Below are 22,325 nucleotides of genomic sequence, written 5' to 3' on the forward strand. Positions count from 1 at the left end.
GAGGAAATAATGTCTCGTGTTGCAAAAGCACCTATTTTAATTCCTGCTGGCGTAGAAGTTGTTGTTAACGGTCAGGAAATTTCTGTAAAAGGTAAAAATGGTACTTTAAATAGTACTATCAATAAATCAGTTAAAGTTGCAAAAGAAGAAAACCAAATCGTTTTCTCTCCAGTTGATGGAGCTACTGATGGTTGGTCACAAGCTGGTACAGCTAGATCACTTATCAACAACATGGTTGTTGGTGTGACTGAAGGTTTTACAAAAAAACTTCAATTAGTTGGTGTCGGTTATAGAGCAGCAATTAAGGGCAATAGTGTCGCTTTAACGGTCGGTTTTTCACATCCAGTTGAGCATCCGCTACCAGCCGGTGTAAATGCTGAATGCCCTTCTCAAACTGAAATCGTTCTGAAAAGTAACGATAAACAACTTTTAGGTCAAGTCGCTGCTGATATTCGTTCATATCGCCGCCCTGAGCCTTACAAAGGGAAAGGTATTCGTTACTCGGACGAAGTTGTTCGCTCTAAAGAAGCTAAGAAAAAGTAAGGTGATACAATGGATAAGAAAATTGCTCGGATTAAGCGTGCTACACGCACCCGCAAAAAAATTAAAGAGTTGGGGGCTACCCGTCTGGTTATTCATCGTACCCCTCGCCACATGTACGCGCAGGTGATTGGACCAAATGGTTCTGATGTAATCGTAACTGCTTCGACTTTAGATAAAGAAGTTAAAGCTGCGATACAGTACACTGGTAATATCAATGCAGCTGCTGCTGTTGGCGCCGCGATTGCGAAAAGAGCAATTGCAAAAGGCGTAACTGCTGTTGCTTTCGATCGTGCTGGTTTCCAATACCATGGTCGTGTGCAAGCACTTGCTGACGCTGCGCGTGAAGCTGGCCTTCAGTTCTAAGAGGATATCAAGATGGTAAACAACGAGAAACAAACAAGTGACCTGCAAGAAAAACTGATCGCTGTTAATCGCGTTTCTAAAACAGTTAAAGGTGGTCGTATCTTCAGCTTTACTGCTTTAACAGTAGTAGGTGATGGTAACGGACGAATTGGTTTTGGTTACGGTAAAGCACGTGAAGTTCCAGCTGCAATTCAAAAAGCAATGGAAAAAGCACGTCGTAATATGATTTCAATTTCAATCAATGATGGCACTTTATTTCACCCTGTTAAGGGAACTCATACAGGTTCGCGTGTTTTCATGCAACCTGCTCATGAGGGTACAGGTATCATCGCTGGTGGTGCAATGCGTGCGGTGCTAGAAGTTGCTGGAGTACGTAACGTACTTGCAAAAACTTACGGTTCAACAAATCCTATAAATGTAGTTAGAGCTACTATGGATGCATTGGCTGCAATGAAATCACCCGAAATGATTGCTGCTAAACGCGGTAAGTCTATCGAAGATATAATCGGATAATAGATAGGGGATTGAAATGTCAAAGACAATTAAAATAACACAGACTCGTAGTTCTATCGGTCGCTTACCTAAACATAAAGCAACCTTGATGGGATTAGGTCTACGTCGTATTGGTCATACTGTAGAGCGTGAGGATACTCCTGCTGTGCGTGGTATGATTAATCAAGTGTACTATATGATTAAGGTAGAGGAGTAGTTTATGCGTTTAAATACTCTTTCTCCAGCTGAAGGTTCACGTAATAGTGAAAAAAGGCTCGGACGTGGTATTGGTTCTGGATTAGGTAAAACAGGTGGTAAAGGTCATAAAGGTCAAAAAGCACGTTCTGGTGGTACAGTTCGTCGTGGATTTGAAGGTGGCCAGATGCCTCTTTATAGACGTTTACCTAAATTTGGTTTTACTTCACTAAGCGCTAAACTTTATGCTGAAGTACGTTTGCACGAATTAGCATCAGTTGCTAACGAAGTAATCGATCTTGCAGCACTTAAAGAAGCTAACATAGTCGGTCTTAAAATTGAAACTGTTAAAGTGATACTTTCAGGTGAGATAACTAAACCTGTAACACTTAAAGGTATCGGTGTGACTAAAGGCGCACGTGCAGCAATTGAAGCTGCTGGTGGAAAAATTGAGGAATAGTTAAAAAATGGCAAAGCAACCAGGCTTAGAATTTCAAAGTGCTAAAAGTGGCATGCAAGAGTTAAAGCGTCGTTTATTTTTTGTTATCGGTGCTTTGATTGTATTCCGTATTGGTTCTTATATACCTATACCTGGTGTTAATACAGCTGTACTAGCGCAATTAATGGATCAAAGTAGTGGCACTATGCTTGACATGTTTAACATGTTCTCTGGTGGTGCTATGAGCCGTGCATCTATTTTTACGTTAGGAATTTTGCCATATATTTCTGCTTCAATTATCGTCCAGCTGTTAGGGGCGATAGTGCCTAGCCTTGCTGAATTAAAAAAAGAAGGAGAATCAGGTAAGAAAAAATTAACTCAATATACTCGTTTCGGTACCCTTATACTTGCAACTATTCAGGCTGTTGGTATATCTGTAGGTTTACCTAATATGATAAATGGGTTGGTTCTAAATCCTGGTTTTTCTTTCTATTTTACTTCTGTAATCAGTTTAGTTACTGGTACTATGTTCTTAATGTGGCTTGGTGAGCAGATTACGGAACGTGGTGTTGGTAATGGAATATCTATACTAATATTTGCTGGTATTGTTGCGGGATTCCCGCCAGCAATTGCACAAATATTAGAAATGGCAAGAGAAGACAGCTCTAATATCATTTTGGTTTTAGGCGTTGGTATTCTTGTTTTAGCTGTGACTTATTTTGTCGTCTTTATTGAAAGAGGTCAGCGCAGGATAGTAGTAAACTACGCTAAGCGACAAGAAGGTAGAAGAGTATATCAATCTCAGACAACTCACTTGCCACTTAAAATTAATATGGCAGGCGTTTTGCCAGCAATTTTCGCAACAAGTATCATTTTATTTCCAGCTACAATTTCAACTTGGTTAGGAAGTAGTGCGAATTTTGGTTGGTTACAATATATTTCTTTAGCACTAGCACAAGGGAAGCCACTTTATATAATTTTACTTGCTTCAGCGATTATTTTCTTTTGTTTTTTCTATACAGCTTTAATGTTTAACCCAAGAGAAATCGCAGAAAATCTGAAAAAATCTGGGGCTTTTATTCCAGGTATCAGACCAGGCGAGCAAACAGCTAAATATATCGATGCTATTACAGTAAGATTAACTTTAGTTGGTTCTTTGTATATTACGTTTATCTGTCTTGTACCAGATCTTATGAAAAGTTCATTTGGTCTACCATTTAATCTAGGTGGAACATCAATGCTAATTGTTGTAGTTGTTATCATGGATTTTATGGCGCAAGTTCAGTCGCTTCTTATGTCTACACAATATGGTCCAGCGCTTGAAAAAGCTAATTTAAGGAATTCTGGTCGGTAAAATCCGATTTCCGTGAGGTATATATGAAAGTAAGAGCTTCAGTAAAAAAATTATGTCGTAATTGCAAAATTATTAAAAGACATGGTGTTGTAAGAGTTATCTGTAGTAGTGAACCAAAGCATAAACAACGTCAAGGTTAAAAAAAGGTTGCATATTTTTGAAATCTTGGTATTGTGTTAGGCTTTTATAGTGACAGCTAAACTTGAGTATCCTGAAAACGGGCTTTTCAGAGTTTAGCTGTATATTTTTTTATATTAAATTTTAAGGAGTGCACAGTGGCCCGTATTGCAGGCATAAACATTCCTGACCAAAAGCATGCTGTTATTGGTTTAATGTCAATATATGGCATCGGTAAAACTCGTTCTAAAGCAATTTGTGCTGCAGCGGGAATTTCTGAAAGCATTAAGGTCAGAGAGCTCAGTGAAGAGCAAATCGAAAAACTACGTGAAGAAGTAGCTAAGTACACTGTAGAAGGTGACTTGCGTCGTGAAGTTACTCTTAGTATTAAACGTTTAATGGATATCGGTTGTTATCGTGGTGTTCGCCATCGTAGAGGGTTACCTGTACGTGGACAAAGAACGAAAACCAACGCTCGCACAAGAAAAGGTCCACGTAAACCAATTAAAAAATAGTTAGGGTAATTAATCATGGCAAAAGCTCCTGTACGCGCGCGTAAGCGTGTGAAAAAACAAGTCGCGGATGGTGTTGCACATATCCACGCTTCATTCAATAATACAATTGTTACTATAACTGATCGTCAAGGTAATGCCTTGGGTTGGGCTACAGCAGGTGGATCTGGATTTAGAGGATCGCGTAAATCTACTCCTTTCGCTGCACAAGTTGCTGCTGAAAGATGTGCGGAATCTGTTAAAGAATATGGCATTAAGAATTTAGAAGTTATGGTTAAGGGCCCTGGTCCTGGTCGTGAATCTACTATTCGTGCACTTAATGCAGCGGGTTTCCGTATTACGAATATCACTGATGTGACACCTATTCCTCATAACGGCTGCAGACCGCCTAAAAAGCGCCGTGTTTAAAATTTCGATTGGATTATTGGAGAAATAACAATGGCTAGATATCTAGGGCCAAAGCTCAAATTGAGCCGTCGTGAAGGCACTGATTTATTCCTTAAATCAGGTGTTAGAGCGGTCGATACAAAATGTAAAATTGAACAAGCACCTGGCCAACATGGTGCTCGTAAACCGCGTCTTTCTGATTATGGTGTTCAACTAAGAGAGAAGCAAAAAGTTCGTCGTATGTACGGTATTTTAGAACGTCAATTCCGTAACTACTACAAAGAAGCAACTCGCCTTAAAGGTAATACTGGTGAAAACCTTCTTCAGTTGCTTGAAGGCAGATTAGATAATGTTGTTTACAGAATGGGTTTTGGTTCAACACGTGCTGAATCAAGACAACTTGTTAGCCATAAATCTGTTTTAGTTAACGGAAAAGTTGTTAACATACCTTCTTACCAAGTTTCACCTAATGACACGATTACGATTAGAGAAAAAAGTAAAAAACAAGCTAGAATTTTAGCTGCTCTCGAGTTAGCGGATCAACGTGAAAAACCAACTTGGATTGAAGTTGATTCTAGTAAAGTCGAAGGAATATTTAAGCGTAAGCCAGAACGTTCTGACTTATCACCAGATATTAATGAGAGTTTAATTGTCGAACTTTACTCTAAGTAATGTAATACAGTTTGTTAAAGAGAGGACACAATGCTGGGTTCTGCAACAGAATTTCTTAAACCACGACTAGTTGAGATTGAACAACTCAGTTTAACTCATGCCAAAGTCACCTTAGAACCATTAGAGCGTGGCTTTGGACATACGCTTGGTAATGCATTGCGCCGTATTTTATTGTCTTCAATGCCTGGATGCGCAGTCACAGAAGTCGAAATTGACGGTGTTTTGCATGAATACAGCACGAAAGAAGGTGTACACGAAGATGTTCTGGAAATACTATTAAATCTTAAAGGTTTAGCAGTTAATATTCATGGTAAGGATGATGTTATTCTTACATTGAATAAGTCAGGTGTTGGTCCTGTCCTAGCAAGTGACATCATGCTATCAGGTGATGTCGAAATTGCTCAGCCTGATCATGTTATTTGTCACCTAACGCAACCAGACTCTACATTGTCAATGCGAATCCGAGTTCAACGTGGTAGAGGTTATGTACCTGCTTCAGCTCGTTTACACATTGATGAAGATGAACGTCCTATTGGTCGTTTATTGATAGATGCTTCTTTTAGCCCCATTGAACGTATTTCTTACATCGTTGAGGCTGCTCGTGTTGAGCAACGTACTGATCTTGATAAATTAATTATTGAGATGGAAACTAATGGCACTCTCGAACCTGAAGAAGCTATTAGACGTGCGGCAACAATTCTTGCTGAGCAATTAGAAGCATTTGTTGACCTACGTGATGTGCGTCAACCAGAGATTAAAGAAGAAAAACCTGAATTTGATCCTGTTTTACTGCGTCCTGTTGATGATCTTGAATTAACAGTTCGTTCTGCTAACTGTCTGAAGGCAGAATCTATTCACTATATTGGTGACCTAGTACAGAGAACAGAAGTTGAGTTACTTAAAACTCCTAATTTAGGTAAGAAATCGCTTACAGAAATTAAAGACGTGCTTGCATCGCGTGGGTTATCTCTCGGAATGCGTCTAGAGAATTGGCCACCTGCAAGTATTGCAGAAGATTGATTTGACTATTTATAGTCTTAAAAGAAGGATATAGTTATGCGTCATCGTAAAAGTGGACGTCAACTTAATCGTAATAGTAGCCATCGTCAAGCGATGTTTCGTAATATGGCTGCCTCATTGATTGAGCATGAAATCATTAACACTACGCTACCAAAAGCGAAAGAGTTACGTCGTATTGTAGAACCATTAATTACACTAGCTAAAAATGATAGTGTTGCTAACCGTCGTATTGCATTTGCTCGTACTCGTGTACCTGCAATTCGTGATAAGAATGGCAAAGTTGTGTTTGATGTCGTTATGAAATTATTTAACGACTTAGGACCTAGATTTGCTAACCGTCCTGGTGGTTACACTCGTATCTTAAAAGCAGGTTTCCGTGCTGGTGATAACGCTCCAATGGCTTACATTGAGTTTGTTGATCGTCCTGAGACACAAGAAACAGCAGCTGAGTAATTAACTCTAAGATTGAAAGTGCCCACTTATGTGGGCATTTTTTTTGGTTTTTATTTTCCTAGAAAATTTCAAATGAATTCATATCCATCCTATCGCTTTTCCGTTGCACCTATGCTTGATTGGACAACACGCCATTGCCGAGTTTTTCATAGAATACTCACTAAAAATGCTCTGCTATATACAGAAATGATCACGACTGGTGCTATTTTATATGGTAAATATGATCATCTATATTATAATAAAATTGAACACCCAATCGCGTTGCAGCTTGGTGGGTCATCACCGAAAGACCTTGCTCTATGCGCAAAAAAAGCTGAAGAATATGGGTATGATGAAATTAATTTAAATGTAGGCTGCCCTTCTGATCGTGTACAAAATGGTGCTTTTGGTGCATGCTTGATGAAAGAGCCAGATCTGGTTGCTGAATGTATAGCTGAAATGAAATTAGCAACAAAAGTACCTGTCACTGTTAAGACAAGATTGGGAATAGATGAATTAGACAGCTATGAATTTTTGACTGATTTTATTAGCAAAGTCCACCAAATAGGTGGGTGCAATCATTTTATTATCCATGCTAGAAAAGCATGGCTTTCAGGTCTTAGCCCTAAAGAAAACCGTGAAGTTCCTCCCCTTGATTATGAGCGAGTATACAGGCTTAAACGTGATTTTCCTGATTTAACAATTATTATTAATGGCGGACTAAGTGATTTAAATATTGCTCATGACCAACTCAATTATGTTGATGGTGTTATGCTTGGGAGAGAAGCGTATCAAAACCCTTCCCTTTTGCTGCATGTTGATTCATTATTTTTTGGTGAATCTCCTGTTAATCCATCTAATTTACATGCACTCTCGGTCGAAAAAATTAGATCATTGTACCCATATATTGAAAATGAACTTTCTCAGGGTAATAAGTTAGGTCATATTACTAGACATATGGTTGGATTATTTCAAGGGGCTAAAGGAGCTAAGCTATGGCGTCGGTATTTAAGCGAAAATGCTCATAAGGAGAACTCAGGTATTGAGGTATTAGTGGAAGCGCTAAAATACATTCAATTAGATTGATTACAGTTATGTTTTACGTAATTCCTAGCTGTTCGCTTATGCTAGGAATAGGTGATAAAGTTTGTATTTGTAGGCTTTTTCATTGGAGGAGTTTTGTACAATATTAAAACTCAGGAATTAGCCGCCCAAGAACTCTGTTAGTTGCCTGGTGTGCTTCGCAAATGTTTAGATTGATTTAACGGTTAGAGCAAGAAGGTCAATTACGTATGCCACATAGCAAAGTTATTGGTGGAGGGATATTTGAACTAAGAGTCGGTGGTAAAGATATAGCAAGAACTTTATATGCTTATGCCGATGGTAAACAGATTTTTTTATTACATGCGTTTATCAAAAAATCTGATAAAACACCACTTCGTACAATTAGTCTAGCTCGACAACGACTAGAGGACTTTTTTAAATGAAAACAATATCAATAAATGAACTTAAATCTCGCATGCTTAATACCCCAGAGGCTATAGAAGCATATGAAAGAGCGGACCGGGAATTGGAGATTATAGAGTTACTTTATGCAATTTGAGAACATTCGAATATTAATAAAAGTGTTTTAGCCAAGCGAGTCGGTGTATCTCCCGCCGCCATAACTTGCTTAGAAAGCACCCACTGGTGCGAGTTTAAAGACACTTCAAAAATATGTTGATGCATGTAGATCAAAAATTTCAATCACCTTCCAAAGCACACGCTAACTTTAATAGGATTCTATCGATTAGTTTAGATGGGTGTTTAAAAGCGTAGTATTTTTTAGAATTAATTAAAAATTAACTGTATTTATGCAATGAAAATACGAACGCAATGGGCAGATTAGCTAGTGTGATTTAGCTCTTGTTTGGGAATGGTGTTTTGGCGAACTGCTTTATGATTAGGTCTGATTGTGTTTATTAACAACCAGACCTAAATTAGGCGAGTGCTGTAACGCAAATTTTCTTGGTGGAAAATTGCTATATCCCAAACTCATCACTTGCGTAATGAGTTTGGGATATGTTAAGAATCAATATTCCATGTCTATCTCTAACTGTATTTTTCATTGGAGATTTATGACAGGTTTCAAACTTTCCTCAAATTTATGTAATTAGATGTGCGCAGTAGGAATCCCATTGCTTTAGCAGGGGGACTATGTCAATTTCATTCACTGTTTCCTCATTGATTAGGCTTTTACCTGGGTTTGACATCAAATGGGTTGAATCGTTAGATGAAAGGGTGTCATGACAGTTATCGTTTATACAATTGATTGATACTAGCTTGCTTGGAATGTGGAAAACAGATATCTATTTGCACGCACTACGATAGAGGGTATTGTTTTGACGGATTTGTCATCAATGAACCTAGAAGATGATCTAGCCCACAATCCTAATGCGCTATCAAACAACAGAATAAACAAAAAATCAGTCAGACAGATTGATGTCATGTAAACGGGGTGAAAAGCCAAAATCATCCGTTTAAATACAGCCATCTACATATGCTAAATGTAAATCAAAATGCAGGTTTTATCATTACTTAACGCTCACTGAATGGCTATCAGAATAATATCTGCCCTTGAAACTTGAAGTAACTTCACTAAATTAATTTGCTAAAATACCCCAATTCCACATGATTTGACTAAAAGCTAATGTTTTTAGATGTGATTGTTGGGGTATAACCTAATGATACTCAAAGTGTGTCACCTATTAAGATGCGATGCACGATATTAGATTTTAAGCTTGATAAAGATGCTTGTCTTTGCGTCTCAGGTTGCTGGTCTATCATAGATATTAGCGTTTTAATGCGTTGAAATAATGGTAATAAATTTAAATTGCCACTCATTTTGCCTAAAACATGCAACATAGTAAACTTCATTTGTAGATCAGAGAGATGAACTGCAATTGGTATTGATTCATGTTCGGCATATATGTCATATTGCGCTGTTGTATCAAAGCCACCATATTTAAACAGCCTACTGATAATATGTTGAACTGATGCAATATAAATTTCCCAGTCTATAGGCTCATCATCTAGATGTATTTTTTTAAACTCTGAATGACTTCTATACGCACGCATTTCTTCTAAGCTTGGAAAATAATGGCGAGAAAAAAATTCCTTTCTATAAGCGGATAACTCATCATCAGATAAGTTATTAAGCCATTTGATAAGGGGTAATGAGGCGACATAAAGTCCATTTACTTTAATGCGATGCTCATCGAAGTGTATCAGTTTTTGAAAAGTGGGATCACTATGTAACGTTGTTAGACATGGAAACTTCCAAATTGTTGGCATTTCATGATAGCCAGAGATAATTGCATGCTTAATCGTAATGAGTGAGTTTTGATTATCGCCTAATAAAGCATATGCTTTGATGACAAAGGGATATAAATATGGTGCACAATAAGTACTTTCTTTGATTGTTTCATAACACCTAATAATTTTTTGTAACTCTGATAATTGCCCATTAGCTTGATAGCGCTTTTCAGAAGTACTGAAGTACTTTAAGATAGCGGTAAAGAATTCTGAGTGTTTTTTGTGTTGCTTATAATGATTTTGAAATTTGGGTGAATCAATTTGGCTTAGATGATCCACCTTTGAAGCATCACTTATACTCGCTATCATCTGATTGATAAAATTAACATCTCTACTTACACTTACGTTTTGAGTAATGTTGTCTAACATGAGTATCATTTTACCAGTGTTATCTATCGCTTCAATGATATCCGGAAAAGTGGGCCGTGCTAAATACTGAACAAATTTGATACTACTTGCATCAAGTAACCTCAAATCAATCTGGCTGTTGTTAAAGTAAGCTACTTCTGGACTCATGAAAATCTTGGTAAAATTCCCAGAGTCTGGATAAATACGGTAACTAGAAAGCAGTGATTTCTCTATGCGTTGTTTTTTGAAATAAATGGCATTATCATCTTCACAAATCAAACCATGATCTTTAAAGCTTTTAGGGCATGCTCCTTTAATTTCAATTAGCATATTCTCGATATGCGAATAATACAAAACTTTGCCAGGTATACTATAATAGTCAGCAAATAGGTGTTTGAATTGTGTTGGATCCGTTTTGTAGACACAATTGTCCACCACAATATGATTAGCATCCGCCCCACCATATTTAGTTTGAACAAACGTAGCCAGATCTATCCCATCTAATATGGCACTAGTTGTATAAACACACATCCCATTATAATAGTAGCCGCCAAAAATTAGTAATGGATTGAGTGGGGAAGCATCAGCTAAAGTAACCAGGTGATTACTGTGTTTAGCCGCTTTAAGATGCTTTTTGACTAGGGTTAATAAAGGCATCATTAAGTGTGCTTTGGAATAATGCTTACAAAATTTCCCTTTTGATAAAAGTTTAAAATGTTCGTTATGCTGGATTGTAACTTCATACGATTGTTCTTTACTCAGAGCTATTTCACTGAATTGCCATTGTTGGTTGTCAACTTGATAAGTATAAATAATATCATCATCTGAGATATTGAATATATCCTTATACCCAATCAAATAGCCAGAGGTATCTCTAGTAAAAAATGAGGAAAGTGATAATAATGCTTTAAAATCTTCTCCTTGGAGAGTCTCTTGAGTGGCGTATTTATAATAGATAAAAAAAGACAAAACGGACGTTTCTTTATCATAATTCAAGATATAACAGTCATCGGATTGTTGCAAAATCACTTGTGTAATGGCTTCAATCAAAGGTTTAGCCTCTGCTGACTTTAGAAAAGCTTTAATGCCATGTTCTTTAATATTAATTTTTCCAATTATACCGACATGTTGCCCCATGTTGAAATACCTTTTCATTTATTCGTAATTAGAATATGACGAGACGTCCGGTAGATGTTAAACGTTATTAACATCAATAATAAGTTATTATATCATTTCACCTTGACAGGGTGAATATCACTTTGTGCTGGTATACGATTTTGTAACTTTTATACGATAAAAATCGATCAGAGACACGCTTAAGCAAATGTTAGGAGTCATCACCTTTACCAAATCACCAATAAGTTTAGCCAAAACCATGCAATAGCCTATATTGACTGTTTGAAGATAAAAAACCTGTCCAAATTAGCAAAAGACCATAAAGAGAAACATGTAAAATAGGTTAAACAAAAATCAGGATTGAATAAAGCGATATGAGATCAATCATGATTTGAGTTTCAAAGGTAACTTGCAGATAAATTAGCTTGGCAATTAATCGCTGTGCCACCTAAACATACCCAGCGAACATGTCCTCTCGACTCTCATAGATTGAACGAAAATCGTTTGCACAAGCTTATTTCAAAAGCATTGAATGGGGATTTGAAAAGAATGTGGATGTTATTGGAGCGATCAATGCATTAAAGACATGGCTTGTTTGTGTGTGAAGTGAATTTCAAAGTATTTGTTTCATGGTAGGAGTCTGCAACAAGGATTCACAAAAATGAGTGAGTAATAAACTAACCTTAGTATAGCTCCCCTTCCTTTAGGGAGGGGAGTATGTCAAAAGACTAATCGATAATGAACTTTATTAGCGGAAGACTAGATAAATATTGCTATTACCTCTTAAAATATTTAAGGCAACAACGTCTGGTTTGTCTTGTAATGCTTTTTTAAGCTCCGATACTGATTTTACCGGGACTCTATTGGCACTAAGAATAAGGTCATCTTTTTTCAAATTATAACGCTCCGCTAGAGAATTTTTTTCAACACTTTCTATTATGACACCTTTAATGCCATTTTCGTTGACATGATCAGCAAGTGTTGCTCCTGTCAAGAATTTAGAAATTGCTTCAGCACTTGCTGTATTGCTAGTATCAGCAACTAGAGTAACTTTAACATCTTTCTCTTCTCCATCTCTGATTAAACCAATGGTCACTTCTTCACCTGGAGTAGTTGTACCTATGCGAGCTCTTAATTCAGCGAAACTTTTAAGGGGTTTTCCTTCTAAAGAAACTAAAATATCTCCTGATTGTATCCCAGCCTTTTCTGCGGCAGAATCAGCTAAAACTTCACTTACAAAAGCGCCTCTTTGTGCATCAACTCCAAACGCTTCAGCAATATCAGGCGTCATTTCACTGCCTTTGATACCAAGTAAGCTCCGTTTTACTTCCCCATGTTCAATTAATTGTTGGCTCAGATTTTTAGCCATATTACTCGGTATGGCAAAACCAATACCTATATTACCGCCACCAGGCGCTAGTATAGCTGTATTTATCCCTATAAGTTCACCGTTTAGATTAACTAACGCACCGCCAGAATTTCCTTGATTTATTGATGCATCTGTTTGGATGAAGTTTTCTAATCCTTCCAGATTTAATCCGGTTCTACCGAGAGCTGAAATAATACCTGATGTAACTGTTTGACCTAGTCCAAAAGGATTCCCTATCGCAATAGCAAAATCACCGACTCTTAATTCATCGGAATTAGCGATTTTAATTTCAGTTAAATTTTTTGGATCTTCAACTTTTAAAAGTGCAATATCAGATTGTTCATCAGAACCAATCAGAGTTGCATCATACTCTTTGTCATCATTTAGTTGAATTCTTATCTTATCAGCACCTTGCACAACATGGTTGTTTGTAATGATATAGCCTTCTTTAGCATCGATAATTACACCTGAACCTAATCCTTCAAATTTATCTGAGCCACGTGAGCGTGGTGTTTCACCTGGAAAGTTAGGGCCAAAAAAGAACCTAAATTCATCTGGTAACTGTTGCTGTCTTTGACGTCCTTGTTGTCTTTCACCACTGACTTTAACGGAAACAACAGCTGGTAAGACTTTTTCAAGCATAGGGGCTAGAGATTGGCTTTCTGTAATGCTTGCTGGTAGGGTTGCAATTGCTGGCTGCATTGACATGCATGAGAGTCCAAGACTTAGAGCAAGCATCATGAAGAGTTTATTTTTATTTAAATTCAATTTAGTTCGCATTATGTATACTCCAAAATAGTATTTTATTATGTTAAGTGTGAAAATATCCTTCTGGTGTAGGGTTAGAACCCTTGTTACCATTTTTATTGAATAAAAAATGTATTGGTATTCTTACTAAATACAGTGAAAATAAATAGTGATAAGCTGTAAAGTTAGTTAAAGAATGTTCAGTTTTTAGGTATATTGTGTTTTTCCAATTAAATAATTCACATTATACGTTAAGATCCTGCGATGAATCATTTTATTTGCAAATCATATTATAAATTTGAGGAAACAAGTAAATAAATTGAGTGGCAAGTGGCAATAAAATACCAGCCACTTGCATAAAATAGAATTGAGTTTAAATTTATTTGATAGGCTTAGGTGCCGGTATCAGTCGTAAAAATAGGTAACCAAGTAGTCCTGAAATAATAGAACCTGCTAAGATACCGACTTTTGCATAATTGATTAGTTCCTTATTTTCTAATCCAAAAGCTAAAATACTGATAAAAATAGACATAGTAAAACCAATCCCACAGATAAAAGATACCCCAAGAATATGTCGGAATGTAACATTATCCGGTAAAGTCGCTATGCCTTTTTTAACAGCGAACCAGGAGAAAAAGTATATCCCAAGAGGTTTACCTAAAATTAAACCTAATGCAATTCCTAATGGAAGTGCTGAGAATATCTTATCTAAAGTAATCCCAGACAATACAATTCCTGAGTTAGCAAATGCAAATAGCGGTAATATCAGCCATGTTACCCAAGGGTGTAAGGTATGTTCTAATTTCTCTGAAGGCGACTCACTGACGTGTAAATGATCGCGTTTATTTTGGCGTAACGGTATACAAAATCCAATGATAACACCTGCAATCGTTGCATGAACACCAGATTTTAACACTGCAACCCATAATATAAGACCAATCACCATGTAGGGAGTGAGGCGTCTTACCCCAAGCAAGTTGAGACATGTGAGGATAGCAGTTGCAACTGCAGCAATAGTAAGCGCCTCCCAAGCGATGTCTTTAGTGTAGAAAAATGCGATGATTAAAATTGCGCCTAAATCATCAATAATCGCTAATGCAAGCAAAAATACCTTCAATGTGATAGGTATACGAGTACCTAATAGAGAAAGTACACCTACTGCAAATGCAATATCTGTTGCGGTAGGAATCGCCCATCCATTTCTGGTCTCTGGATTAAAAGCATTAAAAAGAATAAAGATAATTGCAGGAGCTATGATACCGCCTATCGCAGCGATAAAAGGAAATAATGCCCTTTCACGGCTAGCTAATGCACCAATTAATAGTTCTCTTTTAACTTCTAGGCCAATAATTAAGAAAAATATAGCCATGAGTCCATCATTAATCCAATGAATGATAGATTCTTTGATAATGATTGGATCTAGGCCAATTACAAAGTATGTATTAAGAATAGTGTCATAGATAATCCCCATAGGACTATTAGCTATAATAAGTGCTGCAATTGCGGCTAGGATAAGAATAATCCCCCCGCTCGCCTCGAAAGCTAAGAAGCGTTGTAAATACTGTTTCATTGAATTTCCTCCTCGAATATAAATCCTACTAGTATTTATGATAAGGCTAAGTGTAAAGGTAAAATGGGTTTGGTTCACGCTTTTTTTCGAATCGAATTTGTTTCCTGTCATCAAATTGCTGTTTTCATCAGCATCTAAAACTAAAAACAAGCATAACTGTATATAAAAACACTGTTTTTATATACAGTTTAAGTTTAATGTAATATACTTTAATTATAGAATAATATTCATTCTGATAGCATACTAATTAAGGAGGTGCGAGGTTGGCTGCTAAGTAGCAGGTGCTATCCCCTATGTAAAACATAGTTCCTCGTGATATAAAATGAAAAATTTAACCGTTAGGCAACAAGAAATTTATGATCTCATTAAAGAGGCCATTTATGAAACAGGCATGCCACCTACGCGTGTGGAGATTGCTAAGAAACTTGGGTTTCGTTCAGCGAATGCAGCAGAAGAGCATTTGAAAGCTCTTGCTAAGAAGGGGTATATTGAAATTATCGCAGGTACATCTAGAGGAATTAGATTATTGCTAGAAGATGATGCATTTATGAAACCTCAAGAAGGACTTCCTTTAATTGGAAAAGTTGCAGCAGGTGTGCCTATTTTAGCTATTGAGCATATTGATTCATTTTATCAAGTGGATGCGAATTTGTTTAAACCCTCTGCTGATTTTTTGCTCCGAGTTGAAGGCATGTCTATGGTAAAAATAGGTATTCTTGATGGTGATTTATTAGCAGTGCATAAAACAGAGCAAGTTAGAAATGGTCAAGTAATTGTAGCTAGAGTTGATGAAGATGTTACTGTTAAACGTTTGAAGCGTGAGGGTAATATCATTTATTTGTTAGCTGAAAATGATGAGTTTTCACCAATTGTAGTCGATTTAAGAACACAGCATTTTGCCATAGAAGGGTTAGCTGTTGGTGTTATTCGAAATGGTCAATTTTAATCTGTAAAACCAAATAATTTGGATCACCAAATCCCATGACAAGTAGTTGGGATTTGGTGAAGATTTTGGGTGTGTTATTCTGTGTTTTACTGATAAACATAATGGCTGTAAATCAGTTAAAAAAGAATGCCATCGACTGGATAAGAACCTAATACTTTAAAAAAACGAGTCTCAGATTTTAGGTGCGTAATTGCCTCTTGAAATTCTTCTGAAATTAAATTGGCTTGCACATCAATGTAAAACATCTCTTCCCATGGATTACCCTTCATAGGTCTTGATTCTAACTTACTCATGACAATGTTATGATTTTTTAGAATAATAAGCGCTTCAACTAATGCGCCAGCATGTTGTCCAGTAGCCATCAAAAAAGTTGACTTCGTTGGAATGTGTAAAGGAATGGTTTTAGGCTTTCTATGAAGTACTACAAAACGTGTCATGTTTTGACCTTGATTAGTAGGTACTTTTTCTATGAGGTTTAGCCCATAAATCTGCCCACCAGCTTCACTTCCTATTGCGACATGAGAACTATTTTGTTCGTTGTAGACCATCTCCATCGCGGCAGCTGTACTTTCACAATAAACAATCTTCCAATGTGGATATTTAGATAAAAATTGACTGCATTGCTGAAAAGGTTGTGGATGACTGTAGACAGTTGTGATTTCATCAAGGTTAATTGGTTTTATTCCCATAAAACAGTGTTCAATAGGCATAATTTTTTCACCAACAATCGACAGGCTAGTTGATTGAAGGAGATCATACACTTCATTTATTGCACCTGAGCTAGTATTTTCAATCGGAACTACTGCATACTCTGCGTGACCTGTTTCTACCATTTCAAAAATATCATCGAATCGATGACAACTACATTCAATGGTTTTATCAAAGTGGCTGTGTCCAAAAGCTCGTGCTGCAAGATGTGAATAAGAACCTTTAGGACCTAAAAATGCAACTCTTGATGCTGAGGAATCGGTAGAGCTTAATTCTTGATTCATCCATTTTTGTTGTTTTTGAACAGAATCTTCAATAATTAAACGAAATACTCTCGCGATATAATTTTGGTCTAATCCTAAAGCGTTAGATTTTTCAATCAAAGCTGATAGTAATTCAGCTTCGCGAATTTCATCACGAATGGGTTTATGCAATGCAAGTTTAGTTTTCGCAACTTCTGTTGCAATATCAGACCGTTTTGATAATAGTGTTAATAACTGTTCATCAATTTCGGTAATGCGTTCTCTAAGGTTGATTAAGTTTTGATTTGGCATAGGTATATTTTTATCTTATGGTTCAAAGGAGATAAATTGCATAGTAAGCTCAATCATACCGCTTGTTTGGCGTAATACAAGCAAAAAATTACGCTTGCTAAAAAACGGTGGTATTAGGAAGATATTTTTAGGCGGATAAGGTTTTTATCCATTACGGCTGAGTCGTTATTCTTGTGGTATTCAATGGTATAGTTCTATTCAAACTGAATACTAATTTCGCCCTCCTATTTTCAATAGGGGCGATAATAGTATTGATAAGGGAATCGCAAAATTTGCGACGTTAAGTCGTGGCGAGTATTTTAAACCGATTAATAGCATTAAAAACAGAAGAGTCGACATTAGCGAAATGACAAAAATAGCTAATGCATAAAATAAAATGTAGTAAAAATTGGTGTAAAGCCAAATGAAAAGTGAGTAATAAACTAACCGTAGTAGGGATCTCTTGCTTTTAGGGTGGAGGGAAATAATACAAAAATAATATTAAATCTTATGAGAGGATTTTTGTGCTACATGATAAAATTTAAAATACCGTAGATTCATAGTATATGAGTTTAAAGTACTTTCAAGCAATAAGGTTTGATGAATTATTTAATTATGCACATCTTACATTTAACATAAGGCATTGCATTTATATGAAATATACTGTTGCATTAACAGGTGGAATTGGAAGCGGTAAAACAACGGTTTCTAATTTTTTTGCTAAATTAGGCGTTATTATTATTGATGCAGATATCATTGCAAGAGAAATTGTTGCACCTGGAAGTTATGGATTATCGATTCTTGTAGAAAAATTTGGCCAAGCTATCTTACAACCAGATGGGACCCTTGATAGGGGGCATTTGAGAAATATGATGTTTGGCGAGACAGATAAACATATTCAGACAAAAGAAATGGTCAATCAAATTCTTCATCCATTAATCGCTAAAGAGACCCAGTTGCAAATCGCTAATGCTACTTCCCCATACGTTCTTTGGGTAGTCCCCTTATTATTTGAAAATAGACTACAGAAAAAAGCTAATAGGATACTGGTTGTTGATGTGCCTGAGTCAGTACAGATAGCAAGGACAATTAATCGAGATAATGTTTCTAAAACCCAAGTTGAACAGATATTAAAATCGCAAGCCAGCCGAAAAACTCGGCTTTCTTTAGCGGATGATGTAATATATGGTGATGAGATGTTAGAAACGATAGAGAAGCAGGTTATACTGTTGCATCAAAAATATCTGGAACAAGCATACCAAACGAGTGAACATACCTCTAGGATAAATCTATAGAATGACAGAAATTATATTTGAACACCCCTTAACAGAAAAAATGCGTACTTGGTTACGATTAGAGAACCTTTTAGATACTATTTTCGAAGTTAAATCAGTTGAGACTGATGTTATGGCGTTATCATTATTAAAAAGTTTGATTGAATTATCAGAAGTACTTGAAAGAGGTGATATTAAAGTCGATTTGTATAAAGATCTAGATAGATTGCTTGGGCGATTTGCGATTTGGGCCGAGTCACCTGATGTAGATCATGCTGCAATAAAGGCTTGGCAAGTTAAATTAAATTCTTTAGCTCAAAATGTAAAACAAGTTGCGAGGTTTAATGCTCATTTACAAAATGATAAATTGCTCAATACAATTAGGCAACGCTTATCTATACCAGGAGGTTGCTGTAATTTTGATCTTCCAACGCTTCATGTTTGGTTGCATTTACCTAAAAAAACACAAATGCAAATTATAGATGGATGGGTCAGCCCTTTAGTTTTTCTTAAAGAATCGATTACTACAATTGTCTCATTGACTCGTAATACAGGTGCACATCAGGTCGCAGTAGCAAAAAAAGGTTTCTTTCAGGATGTTGCTGAAAATAAAGAGTTATTAAGAGTGAAGTTAGATGTGACTGATTTAATTTACCCGCAAATTTCAGGTGTTAAAAATCGATTTATGATTCGCTTTTTACCATATGACGCTGATAACGGTACCGTTCCAGATGAATTGGAATTTGTGATATCAAGCTGTTAATTAATGTTGATGGAGATTGATTTGGTATTTATCCGAACAATTTGAGCAGAGAAATGAGCAAAAACCAGTTCTTATGGTTATTTTTAATGATTGTTATTTTAATAACAACGGTGTTATTAAAGCAAAGTCAATCAATTAAAAGCCTTAATGGAATGAATACATCGCAATTATCTCACGTTCTTTTGCAGAATAAATTAACTGTTGTTATTATCAATTCTCCATTCAAGCTCGTTTACTCAACATATTCTGCTGGGTTTAATGATGATCTTGCCCGTAATTTTGCAAAATATTTAGGCGTTGAGTTAGACATTATCCATACTGAAAGTTTACAAGACGTTATTATTAAACCCGATATTATTATTGGGTTACCACAAGATCCTATTGAAAACTGGCTGATAGGCCCCCCTATTTATACGCAACACTTGCAGCTTGTCGCACTCCACAATACAAATATTCAGCTTGAAACCAGTAGACAGCTTTATCAGAGCGAGCTAGCAATCAGCGAAACATTACAACAAAGTGACGTCTTTGATTCAGTTCTCAAACAAAATGATGAGTCAGGATATCTGTTGACGAGCTTATCGAAAGAGGACGATTTATATACCTTTAGTGATATTCAAGCATATGAAAGTGGTAATCCCTTTTATCCATTAATAGGATTGATTTCAGGAAAAGAGGACTTTGCAATTGTAGATTCAGTCTCTGCTGCAATTTTTAGGCGAATTCACCCAGAGCTTAAAATTATCACGAATATAGCTGAAAATGAAGCATTTGCATGGCATTTTGCAGCGCCAGGTGGAGAAGATTCTTTATTAAAAGCATTCGAATCATTCCATCAAGAGCCACAGACATTAGATATTCTCGATAAGTTAGCAGAAAAATATTTCACACCCATAGCCCCATTTGATAAAGTTGATACTTACCGATTTATTCGGTCAGTTAAACACAAGCTACCCGAGTTTAAACCCTTTTTTGTCGAGCATGCAAAAGAATTTGATTGGCGTCTAATTGCAGCCATTGCCTATCAAGAATCACATTGGGATCCACTTGCTAAATCTCCAACAGGTGTAAGAGGTATGATGATGTTAACTCGAGATACCGCATCTTACTTAGGAATTGATGATAGGCTAGATACTGAAAAAAGTATTTTAGGGGGCGTACAATATTTGCGATTCTTGTTAGAAAGAATTCCTGAAACTGTAGAAGCAGATGAACGAATTTGGTTTGCGTTAGCAGCATACAATATGGGTATAGGTCATTTATGGGATGCACGTGATTTAACATTACTTCGAGGTGGAAATCCAGATAGTTGGCATGATGTCAAAAAAAATCTGCCTCTTCTAAGAGATGAAGCAATTTACCCGACTTTAAAATATGGATTTGCAAGGGGGGATGAAGCATTAGTGTATGTTGAAAATATAAGGCGATATTATACAAGTCTATTAGGGCTAGAAGCGATGAGTGATATGAATATTCAAATAGAGAATATTTCATCGCTTGAACCAAATGTGAAAACCCAAACAAATGGCTAGCTGTCAATTTAGTTGCAGAAATGCTTACAATGATACTCTAGCTTGCAATAACGTCCTTAGTGTTTGAAGTCTTAGCTGAGTAATTGCTTCTTTTATTTCTATTCCTTTGATACCAGATGCTAATATAGCCTCTATATTGATATTATTTAGGCTCTCTAGAGCGTTGACTAATAATACTCTTTTACTTTCTGAACTAGATGCCACTTCAGATGAGTGGTAAATCAATGTGCACATAAAGCAATAATCATTAATTAATTGAGGATGCTTGAATGCAGCTAAGCTCTCGAATAGAGTTAAGATTTCTTCTGCATTAGGATGGTCTAAATTCATCCAGAATGTATAGTGATTTGCAATCAGCCAAACCATATCTTTATATACCTTCCCTATCCTGAGCGAGTCAAATAGTGCATTAAATCTTTTTTTGTCTCTTAATGAATGATTTGTGTCAATATCGAATAACGGGTAGAGCAATACCGCAAAGCACACTGCTAGAGAGGCCCCTTTTTTTGCTGCGTCATCAAGACAAGCTAGGGAATGTGCTGTTATAGCAGCATTAAAATTCGGATATAAAATTTCAAAAGCGCCACATTGACCTAATAATCTAAAATATTCAGATGGTAAATTCGTTTCCAGCGCTCGGTGGGTTTCTTGCCAGATTCTCTCTTTTGTAAGTGTATTTAATTCACCATTGATAACCATCTTGTTAATGAGCTTTTGGGTTTCTGCAGCTAAGTTAAATTGCATATCAGCAAATTTAGCCTTAAATCTTGCTAACCTTAACACCCTTAAAGGATCTTCTATGAAGGCATCTGAAACATGCTTTAATGTGCGGCTTGTTAAGTCATCTATGCCATGATATGGGTCAATGAAATAGGTTTCATTAATGCAATCAAGGGTCTTACAGTGTTTAATTGCTTGTTCAGGAGTCAAGCAACTAGGATAGTGTAACTTGAATAACTCAAAATCAAAGGCAATTGCATTAATTGTTAGATCTCTTCTTAATAAATCTTCTTCAAGAGTGACATCAGCAGAAGCGTAGCACTCAAATCCCGTATAACCTATTGAAGATTTACGTTCAGTTCTTGCCAGTGCATACTCTTCATGAGTGTCGGGATGTAAAAAAACAGGGAAGTCTTTACCAACTTGTTGAAAACCACTACGCAGCATCTCTTCTGGCGTTGTGCCGACAACAACCCAATCATGATCTTTGATAGGCAGTCCAAGCAAACCATCCCTAACTGCACCGCCGACTAAATATACTTTCATATTGAATTTATTCGTTATTATTAATTGAAGCTAAAAGGTTAATAGAAATAAAAGGAAGATAGTTAATTATTTCATAAACTTGACATCTTCTGCACCTTGAAGGACAAGGTTTATACCGTATGCCAGATAAATTAGAGCTAAATATACTATAATAGCCTATTAATTGTAAGCAAAGCTTGAGATCCTGTGAATTATCTGTATAATCGCGCGACCCCACGTTACGGTGTTGACTATTCCCGAGTCAAGCATCAAACTGAAGATTGCTCGAAGGGG

22 protein-coding genes and 2 pseudogenes are annotated in these 22,325 nt (G+C 36.5%); 18 read left to right on the top strand and 6 right to left on the bottom strand.

What is annotated here, in order from left to right; translation table 11 throughout:
• Nucleotides 1–9 precede the first annotated feature (9 nt).
• The 14 genes and pseudogenes from rplF to BMW37_RS00885 all read left to right on the top strand — a co-directional run bounded on the left by rplF (nucleotide 10) and on the right by BMW37_RS00885 (nucleotide 8,013).
• Complete coding sequence (gene rplF, locus BMW37_RS00820) at nucleotides 10–543, top strand: 50S ribosomal protein L6 (protein ID WP_093316734.1); 534 nt, start codon at nucleotides 10–12, stop codon at nucleotides 541–543.
• Between the two features lie 9 nt (nucleotides 544–552).
• Nucleotides 553–906 carry a 50S ribosomal protein L18 gene (rplR, locus tag BMW37_RS00825; protein ID WP_093316736.1) on the top strand — a complete coding sequence of 118 codons (354 nt, stop codon included), beginning with the start codon at nucleotides 553–555 and terminating at the stop codon, nucleotides 904–906.
• A 12-nt stretch (nucleotides 907–918) separates the two neighbouring features.
• Nucleotides 919–1,419 (top strand): 30S ribosomal protein S5, encoded by a 501-nt coding sequence (gene rpsE, locus BMW37_RS00830; protein ID WP_093316739.1) that lies wholly within the window; start codon nucleotides 919–921, stop codon nucleotides 1,417–1,419.
• A gap of 16 nt (nucleotides 1,420–1,435) precedes the next feature.
• The gene (gene rpmD / locus BMW37_RS00835; RefSeq protein WP_093316741.1) at nucleotides 1,436–1,615 is read left to right on the top strand and encodes a 50S ribosomal protein L30; all 180 of its coding nucleotides are present in this window, start codon (nucleotides 1,436–1,438) and stop codon (nucleotides 1,613–1,615) included.
• Nucleotides 1,616–1,618: 3 nt separating this feature from the next.
• Nucleotides 1,619–2,053, top strand: a complete 435-nt coding sequence (rplO, locus tag BMW37_RS00840) for a 50S ribosomal protein L15 (protein ID WP_093316743.1) — start codon at nucleotides 1,619–1,621, stop codon at nucleotides 2,051–2,053.
• Nucleotides 2,054–2,060: 7 nt separating this feature from the next.
• Nucleotides 2,061–3,386 carry a preprotein translocase subunit SecY gene (secY, locus tag BMW37_RS00845; RefSeq protein WP_093316746.1) on the top strand — a complete coding sequence of 442 codons (1,326 nt, stop codon included), beginning with the start codon at nucleotides 2,061–2,063 and terminating at the stop codon, nucleotides 3,384–3,386.
• A gap of 23 nt (nucleotides 3,387–3,409) precedes the next feature.
• Complete coding sequence (rpmJ, locus tag BMW37_RS00850) at nucleotides 3,410–3,526, top strand: 50S ribosomal protein L36 (protein WP_093316748.1); 117 nt, start codon at nucleotides 3,410–3,412, stop codon at nucleotides 3,524–3,526.
• A gap of 135 nt (nucleotides 3,527–3,661) precedes the next feature.
• Nucleotides 3,662–4,018 carry a 30S ribosomal protein S13 gene (gene rpsM / locus BMW37_RS00855; RefSeq protein ID WP_093316751.1) on the top strand — a complete coding sequence of 119 codons (357 nt, stop codon included), beginning with the start codon at nucleotides 3,662–3,664 and terminating at the stop codon, nucleotides 4,016–4,018.
• A 15-nt stretch (nucleotides 4,019–4,033) separates the two neighbouring features.
• Nucleotides 4,034–4,423, top strand: coding sequence for a 30S ribosomal protein S11 (gene rpsK, locus BMW37_RS00860; protein ID WP_093316753.1), 390 nt, complete (start codon nucleotides 4,034–4,036; stop codon nucleotides 4,421–4,423).
• A 30-nt stretch (nucleotides 4,424–4,453) separates the two neighbouring features.
• On the top strand, nucleotides 4,454–5,074 hold the full coding sequence (gene rpsD, locus BMW37_RS00865) for a 30S ribosomal protein S4 (RefSeq protein ID WP_093316756.1): 621 nt from the start codon (nucleotides 4,454–4,456) through the stop codon (nucleotides 5,072–5,074).
• Between the two features lie 30 nt (nucleotides 5,075–5,104).
• Nucleotides 5,105–6,094, top strand: coding sequence for a DNA-directed RNA polymerase subunit alpha (locus tag BMW37_RS00870; protein WP_093316759.1), 990 nt, complete (start codon nucleotides 5,105–5,107; stop codon nucleotides 6,092–6,094).
• 36 nt (nucleotides 6,095–6,130) lie between these two features.
• Nucleotides 6,131–6,547 carry a 50S ribosomal protein L17 gene (gene rplQ / locus BMW37_RS00875; protein WP_093316761.1) on the top strand — a complete coding sequence of 139 codons (417 nt, stop codon included), beginning with the start codon at nucleotides 6,131–6,133 and terminating at the stop codon, nucleotides 6,545–6,547.
• Nucleotides 6,548–6,619: 72 nt separating this feature from the next.
• Entirely contained in the window at nucleotides 6,620–7,612 is a 993-nt protein-coding gene (gene dusA / locus BMW37_RS00880) for a tRNA dihydrouridine(20/20a) synthase DusA (RefSeq protein ID WP_093316952.1), read from the top strand.
• 134 nt (nucleotides 7,613–7,746) lie between these two features.
• Nucleotides 7,747–8,013, top strand: a pseudogene (locus BMW37_RS00885) (type II toxin-antitoxin system RelE/ParE family toxin).
• Between the two features lie 103 nt (nucleotides 8,014–8,116).
• Here the strand turns inward: BMW37_RS00885 and BMW37_RS15055 are convergent.
• From BMW37_RS15055 to nhaA, 4 genes are all read right to left on the bottom strand, one after another.
• Nucleotides 8,117–8,272: a hypothetical protein gene (locus tag BMW37_RS15055; RefSeq protein WP_177168548.1), complete on the bottom strand. Its 156-nt coding sequence runs from the start codon at nucleotides 8,270–8,272 to the stop codon at nucleotides 8,117–8,119.
• A 984-nt stretch (nucleotides 8,273–9,256) separates the two neighbouring features.
• Nucleotides 9,257–11,365 carry a hypothetical protein gene (locus BMW37_RS00895; RefSeq protein WP_093316764.1) on the bottom strand — a complete coding sequence of 703 codons (2,109 nt, stop codon included), beginning with the start codon at nucleotides 11,363–11,365 and terminating at the stop codon, nucleotides 9,257–9,259.
• A gap of 727 nt (nucleotides 11,366–12,092) precedes the next feature.
• Complete coding sequence (locus BMW37_RS00900; protein ID WP_093316767.1) at nucleotides 12,093–13,493, bottom strand: Do family serine endopeptidase; 1,401 nt, start codon at nucleotides 13,491–13,493, stop codon at nucleotides 12,093–12,095.
• A gap of 346 nt (nucleotides 13,494–13,839) precedes the next feature.
• A complete protein-coding gene (gene nhaA / locus BMW37_RS00905) occupies nucleotides 13,840–15,030 on the bottom strand; it encodes a Na+/H+ antiporter NhaA (protein ID WP_093316770.1) in 1,191 nt (396 codons plus the stop codon).
• Between the two features lie 322 nt (nucleotides 15,031–15,352).
• Between nhaA and lexA the strand changes: the two genes are divergently transcribed.
• Complete coding sequence (lexA, locus tag BMW37_RS00910) at nucleotides 15,353–15,976, top strand: transcriptional repressor LexA (RefSeq protein WP_093316773.1); 624 nt, start codon at nucleotides 15,353–15,355, stop codon at nucleotides 15,974–15,976.
• A 116-nt stretch (nucleotides 15,977–16,092) separates the two neighbouring features.
• Here the strand turns inward: lexA and BMW37_RS00915 are convergent, their stop codons facing one another.
• Nucleotides 16,093–17,238: a chorismate mutase gene (locus BMW37_RS00915; protein WP_093316776.1), complete on the bottom strand. Its 1,146-nt coding sequence runs from the start codon at nucleotides 17,236–17,238 to the stop codon at nucleotides 16,093–16,095.
• Nucleotides 17,239–17,870: 632 nt separating this feature from the next.
• On the opposite strand from BMW37_RS00915, the gene coaE reads away from it, so the two are divergent.
• Genes coaE through mltF form a run of 3 tightly spaced genes read left to right on the top strand, consistent with a single transcriptional unit; the run spans nucleotide 17,871 to nucleotide 20,786 of the window.
• The gene (gene coaE / locus BMW37_RS00920; protein WP_093316778.1) at nucleotides 17,871–18,512 is read left to right on the top strand and encodes a dephospho-CoA kinase; all 642 of its coding nucleotides are present in this window, start codon (nucleotides 17,871–17,873) and stop codon (nucleotides 18,510–18,512) included.
• 1 nt (nucleotide 18,513) lies between these two features.
• Nucleotides 18,514–19,254: a cell division protein ZapD gene (locus tag BMW37_RS00925; protein ID WP_093316781.1), complete on the top strand. Its 741-nt coding sequence runs from the start codon at nucleotides 18,514–18,516 to the stop codon at nucleotides 19,252–19,254.
• Nucleotides 19,255–19,307: 53 nt separating this feature from the next.
• Entirely contained in the window at nucleotides 19,308–20,786 is a 1,479-nt protein-coding gene (gene mltF / locus BMW37_RS00930; protein ID WP_093316783.1) for a membrane-bound lytic murein transglycosylase MltF, read from the top strand.
• Between the two features lie 552 nt (nucleotides 20,787–21,338).
• Here the strand turns inward: mltF and BMW37_RS15835 are convergent.
• Nucleotides 21,339–22,052: pseudogene (locus BMW37_RS15835) on the bottom strand (tRNA nucleotidyltransferase/poly(A) polymerase-related protein); the annotation flags it as partial.
• Nucleotides 22,053–22,325: the final 273 nt, after the last annotated feature.

It is taken from the genome of Thorsellia anophelis DSM 18579, from assembly GCF_900111395.1.
Lineage (GTDB): Bacteria > Pseudomonadota > Gammaproteobacteria > Enterobacterales > Thorselliaceae > Thorsellia > Thorsellia anophelis.

Coding starts and splice junctions, on each gene's coding strand:
- rplF (WP_093316734.1), top strand. CDS start 10: ATGTCTCGTGTTGCAAAAGCACCTATTTTAATTCCTGCTGGCGTAGAA.
- rplR (WP_093316736.1), top strand. CDS start 553: ATGGATAAGAAAATTGCTCGGATTAAGCGTGCTACACGCACCCGCAAA.
- rpsE (WP_093316739.1), top strand. CDS start 919: ATGGTAAACAACGAGAAACAAACAAGTGACCTGCAAGAAAAACTGATC.
- rpmD (WP_093316741.1), top strand. CDS start 1,436: ATGTCAAAGACAATTAAAATAACACAGACTCGTAGTTCTATCGGTCGC.
- rplO (WP_093316743.1), top strand. CDS start 1,619: ATGCGTTTAAATACTCTTTCTCCAGCTGAAGGTTCACGTAATAGTGAA.
- secY (WP_093316746.1), top strand. CDS start 2,061: ATGGCAAAGCAACCAGGCTTAGAATTTCAAAGTGCTAAAAGTGGCATG.
- rpmJ (WP_093316748.1), top strand. CDS start 3,410: ATGAAAGTAAGAGCTTCAGTAAAAAAATTATGTCGTAATTGCAAAATT.
- rpsK (WP_093316753.1), top strand. CDS start 4,034: ATGGCAAAAGCTCCTGTACGCGCGCGTAAGCGTGTGAAAAAACAAGTC.
- rpsD (WP_093316756.1), top strand. CDS start 4,454: ATGGCTAGATATCTAGGGCCAAAGCTCAAATTGAGCCGTCGTGAAGGC.
- BMW37_RS00870 (WP_093316759.1), top strand. CDS start 5,105: ATGCTGGGTTCTGCAACAGAATTTCTTAAACCACGACTAGTTGAGATT.
- rplQ (WP_093316761.1), top strand. CDS start 6,131: ATGCGTCATCGTAAAAGTGGACGTCAACTTAATCGTAATAGTAGCCAT.
- dusA (WP_093316952.1), top strand. CDS start 6,620: ATGAATTCATATCCATCCTATCGCTTTTCCGTTGCACCTATGCTTGAT.
- BMW37_RS00895 (WP_093316764.1), bottom strand. CDS start 11,365: ATGGGGCAACATGTCGGTATAATTGGAAAAATTAATATTAAAGAACAT.
- BMW37_RS00900 (WP_093316767.1), bottom strand. CDS start 13,493: ATGCGAACTAAATTGAATTTAAATAAAAATAAACTCTTCATGATGCTT.
- nhaA (WP_093316770.1), bottom strand. CDS start 15,030: ATGAAACAGTATTTACAACGCTTCTTAGCTTTCGAGGCGAGCGGGGGG.
- lexA (WP_093316773.1), top strand. CDS start 15,353: ATGAAAAATTTAACCGTTAGGCAACAAGAAATTTATGATCTCATTAAA.
- BMW37_RS00915 (WP_093316776.1), bottom strand. CDS start 17,238: ATGCCAAATCAAAACTTAATCAACCTTAGAGAACGCATTACCGAAATT.
- coaE (WP_093316778.1), top strand. CDS start 17,871: ATGAAATATACTGTTGCATTAACAGGTGGAATTGGAAGCGGTAAAACA.
- BMW37_RS00925 (WP_093316781.1), top strand. CDS start 18,514: ATGACAGAAATTATATTTGAACACCCCTTAACAGAAAAAATGCGTACT.
- mltF (WP_093316783.1), top strand. CDS start 19,308: ATGAGCAAAAACCAGTTCTTATGGTTATTTTTAATGATTGTTATTTTA.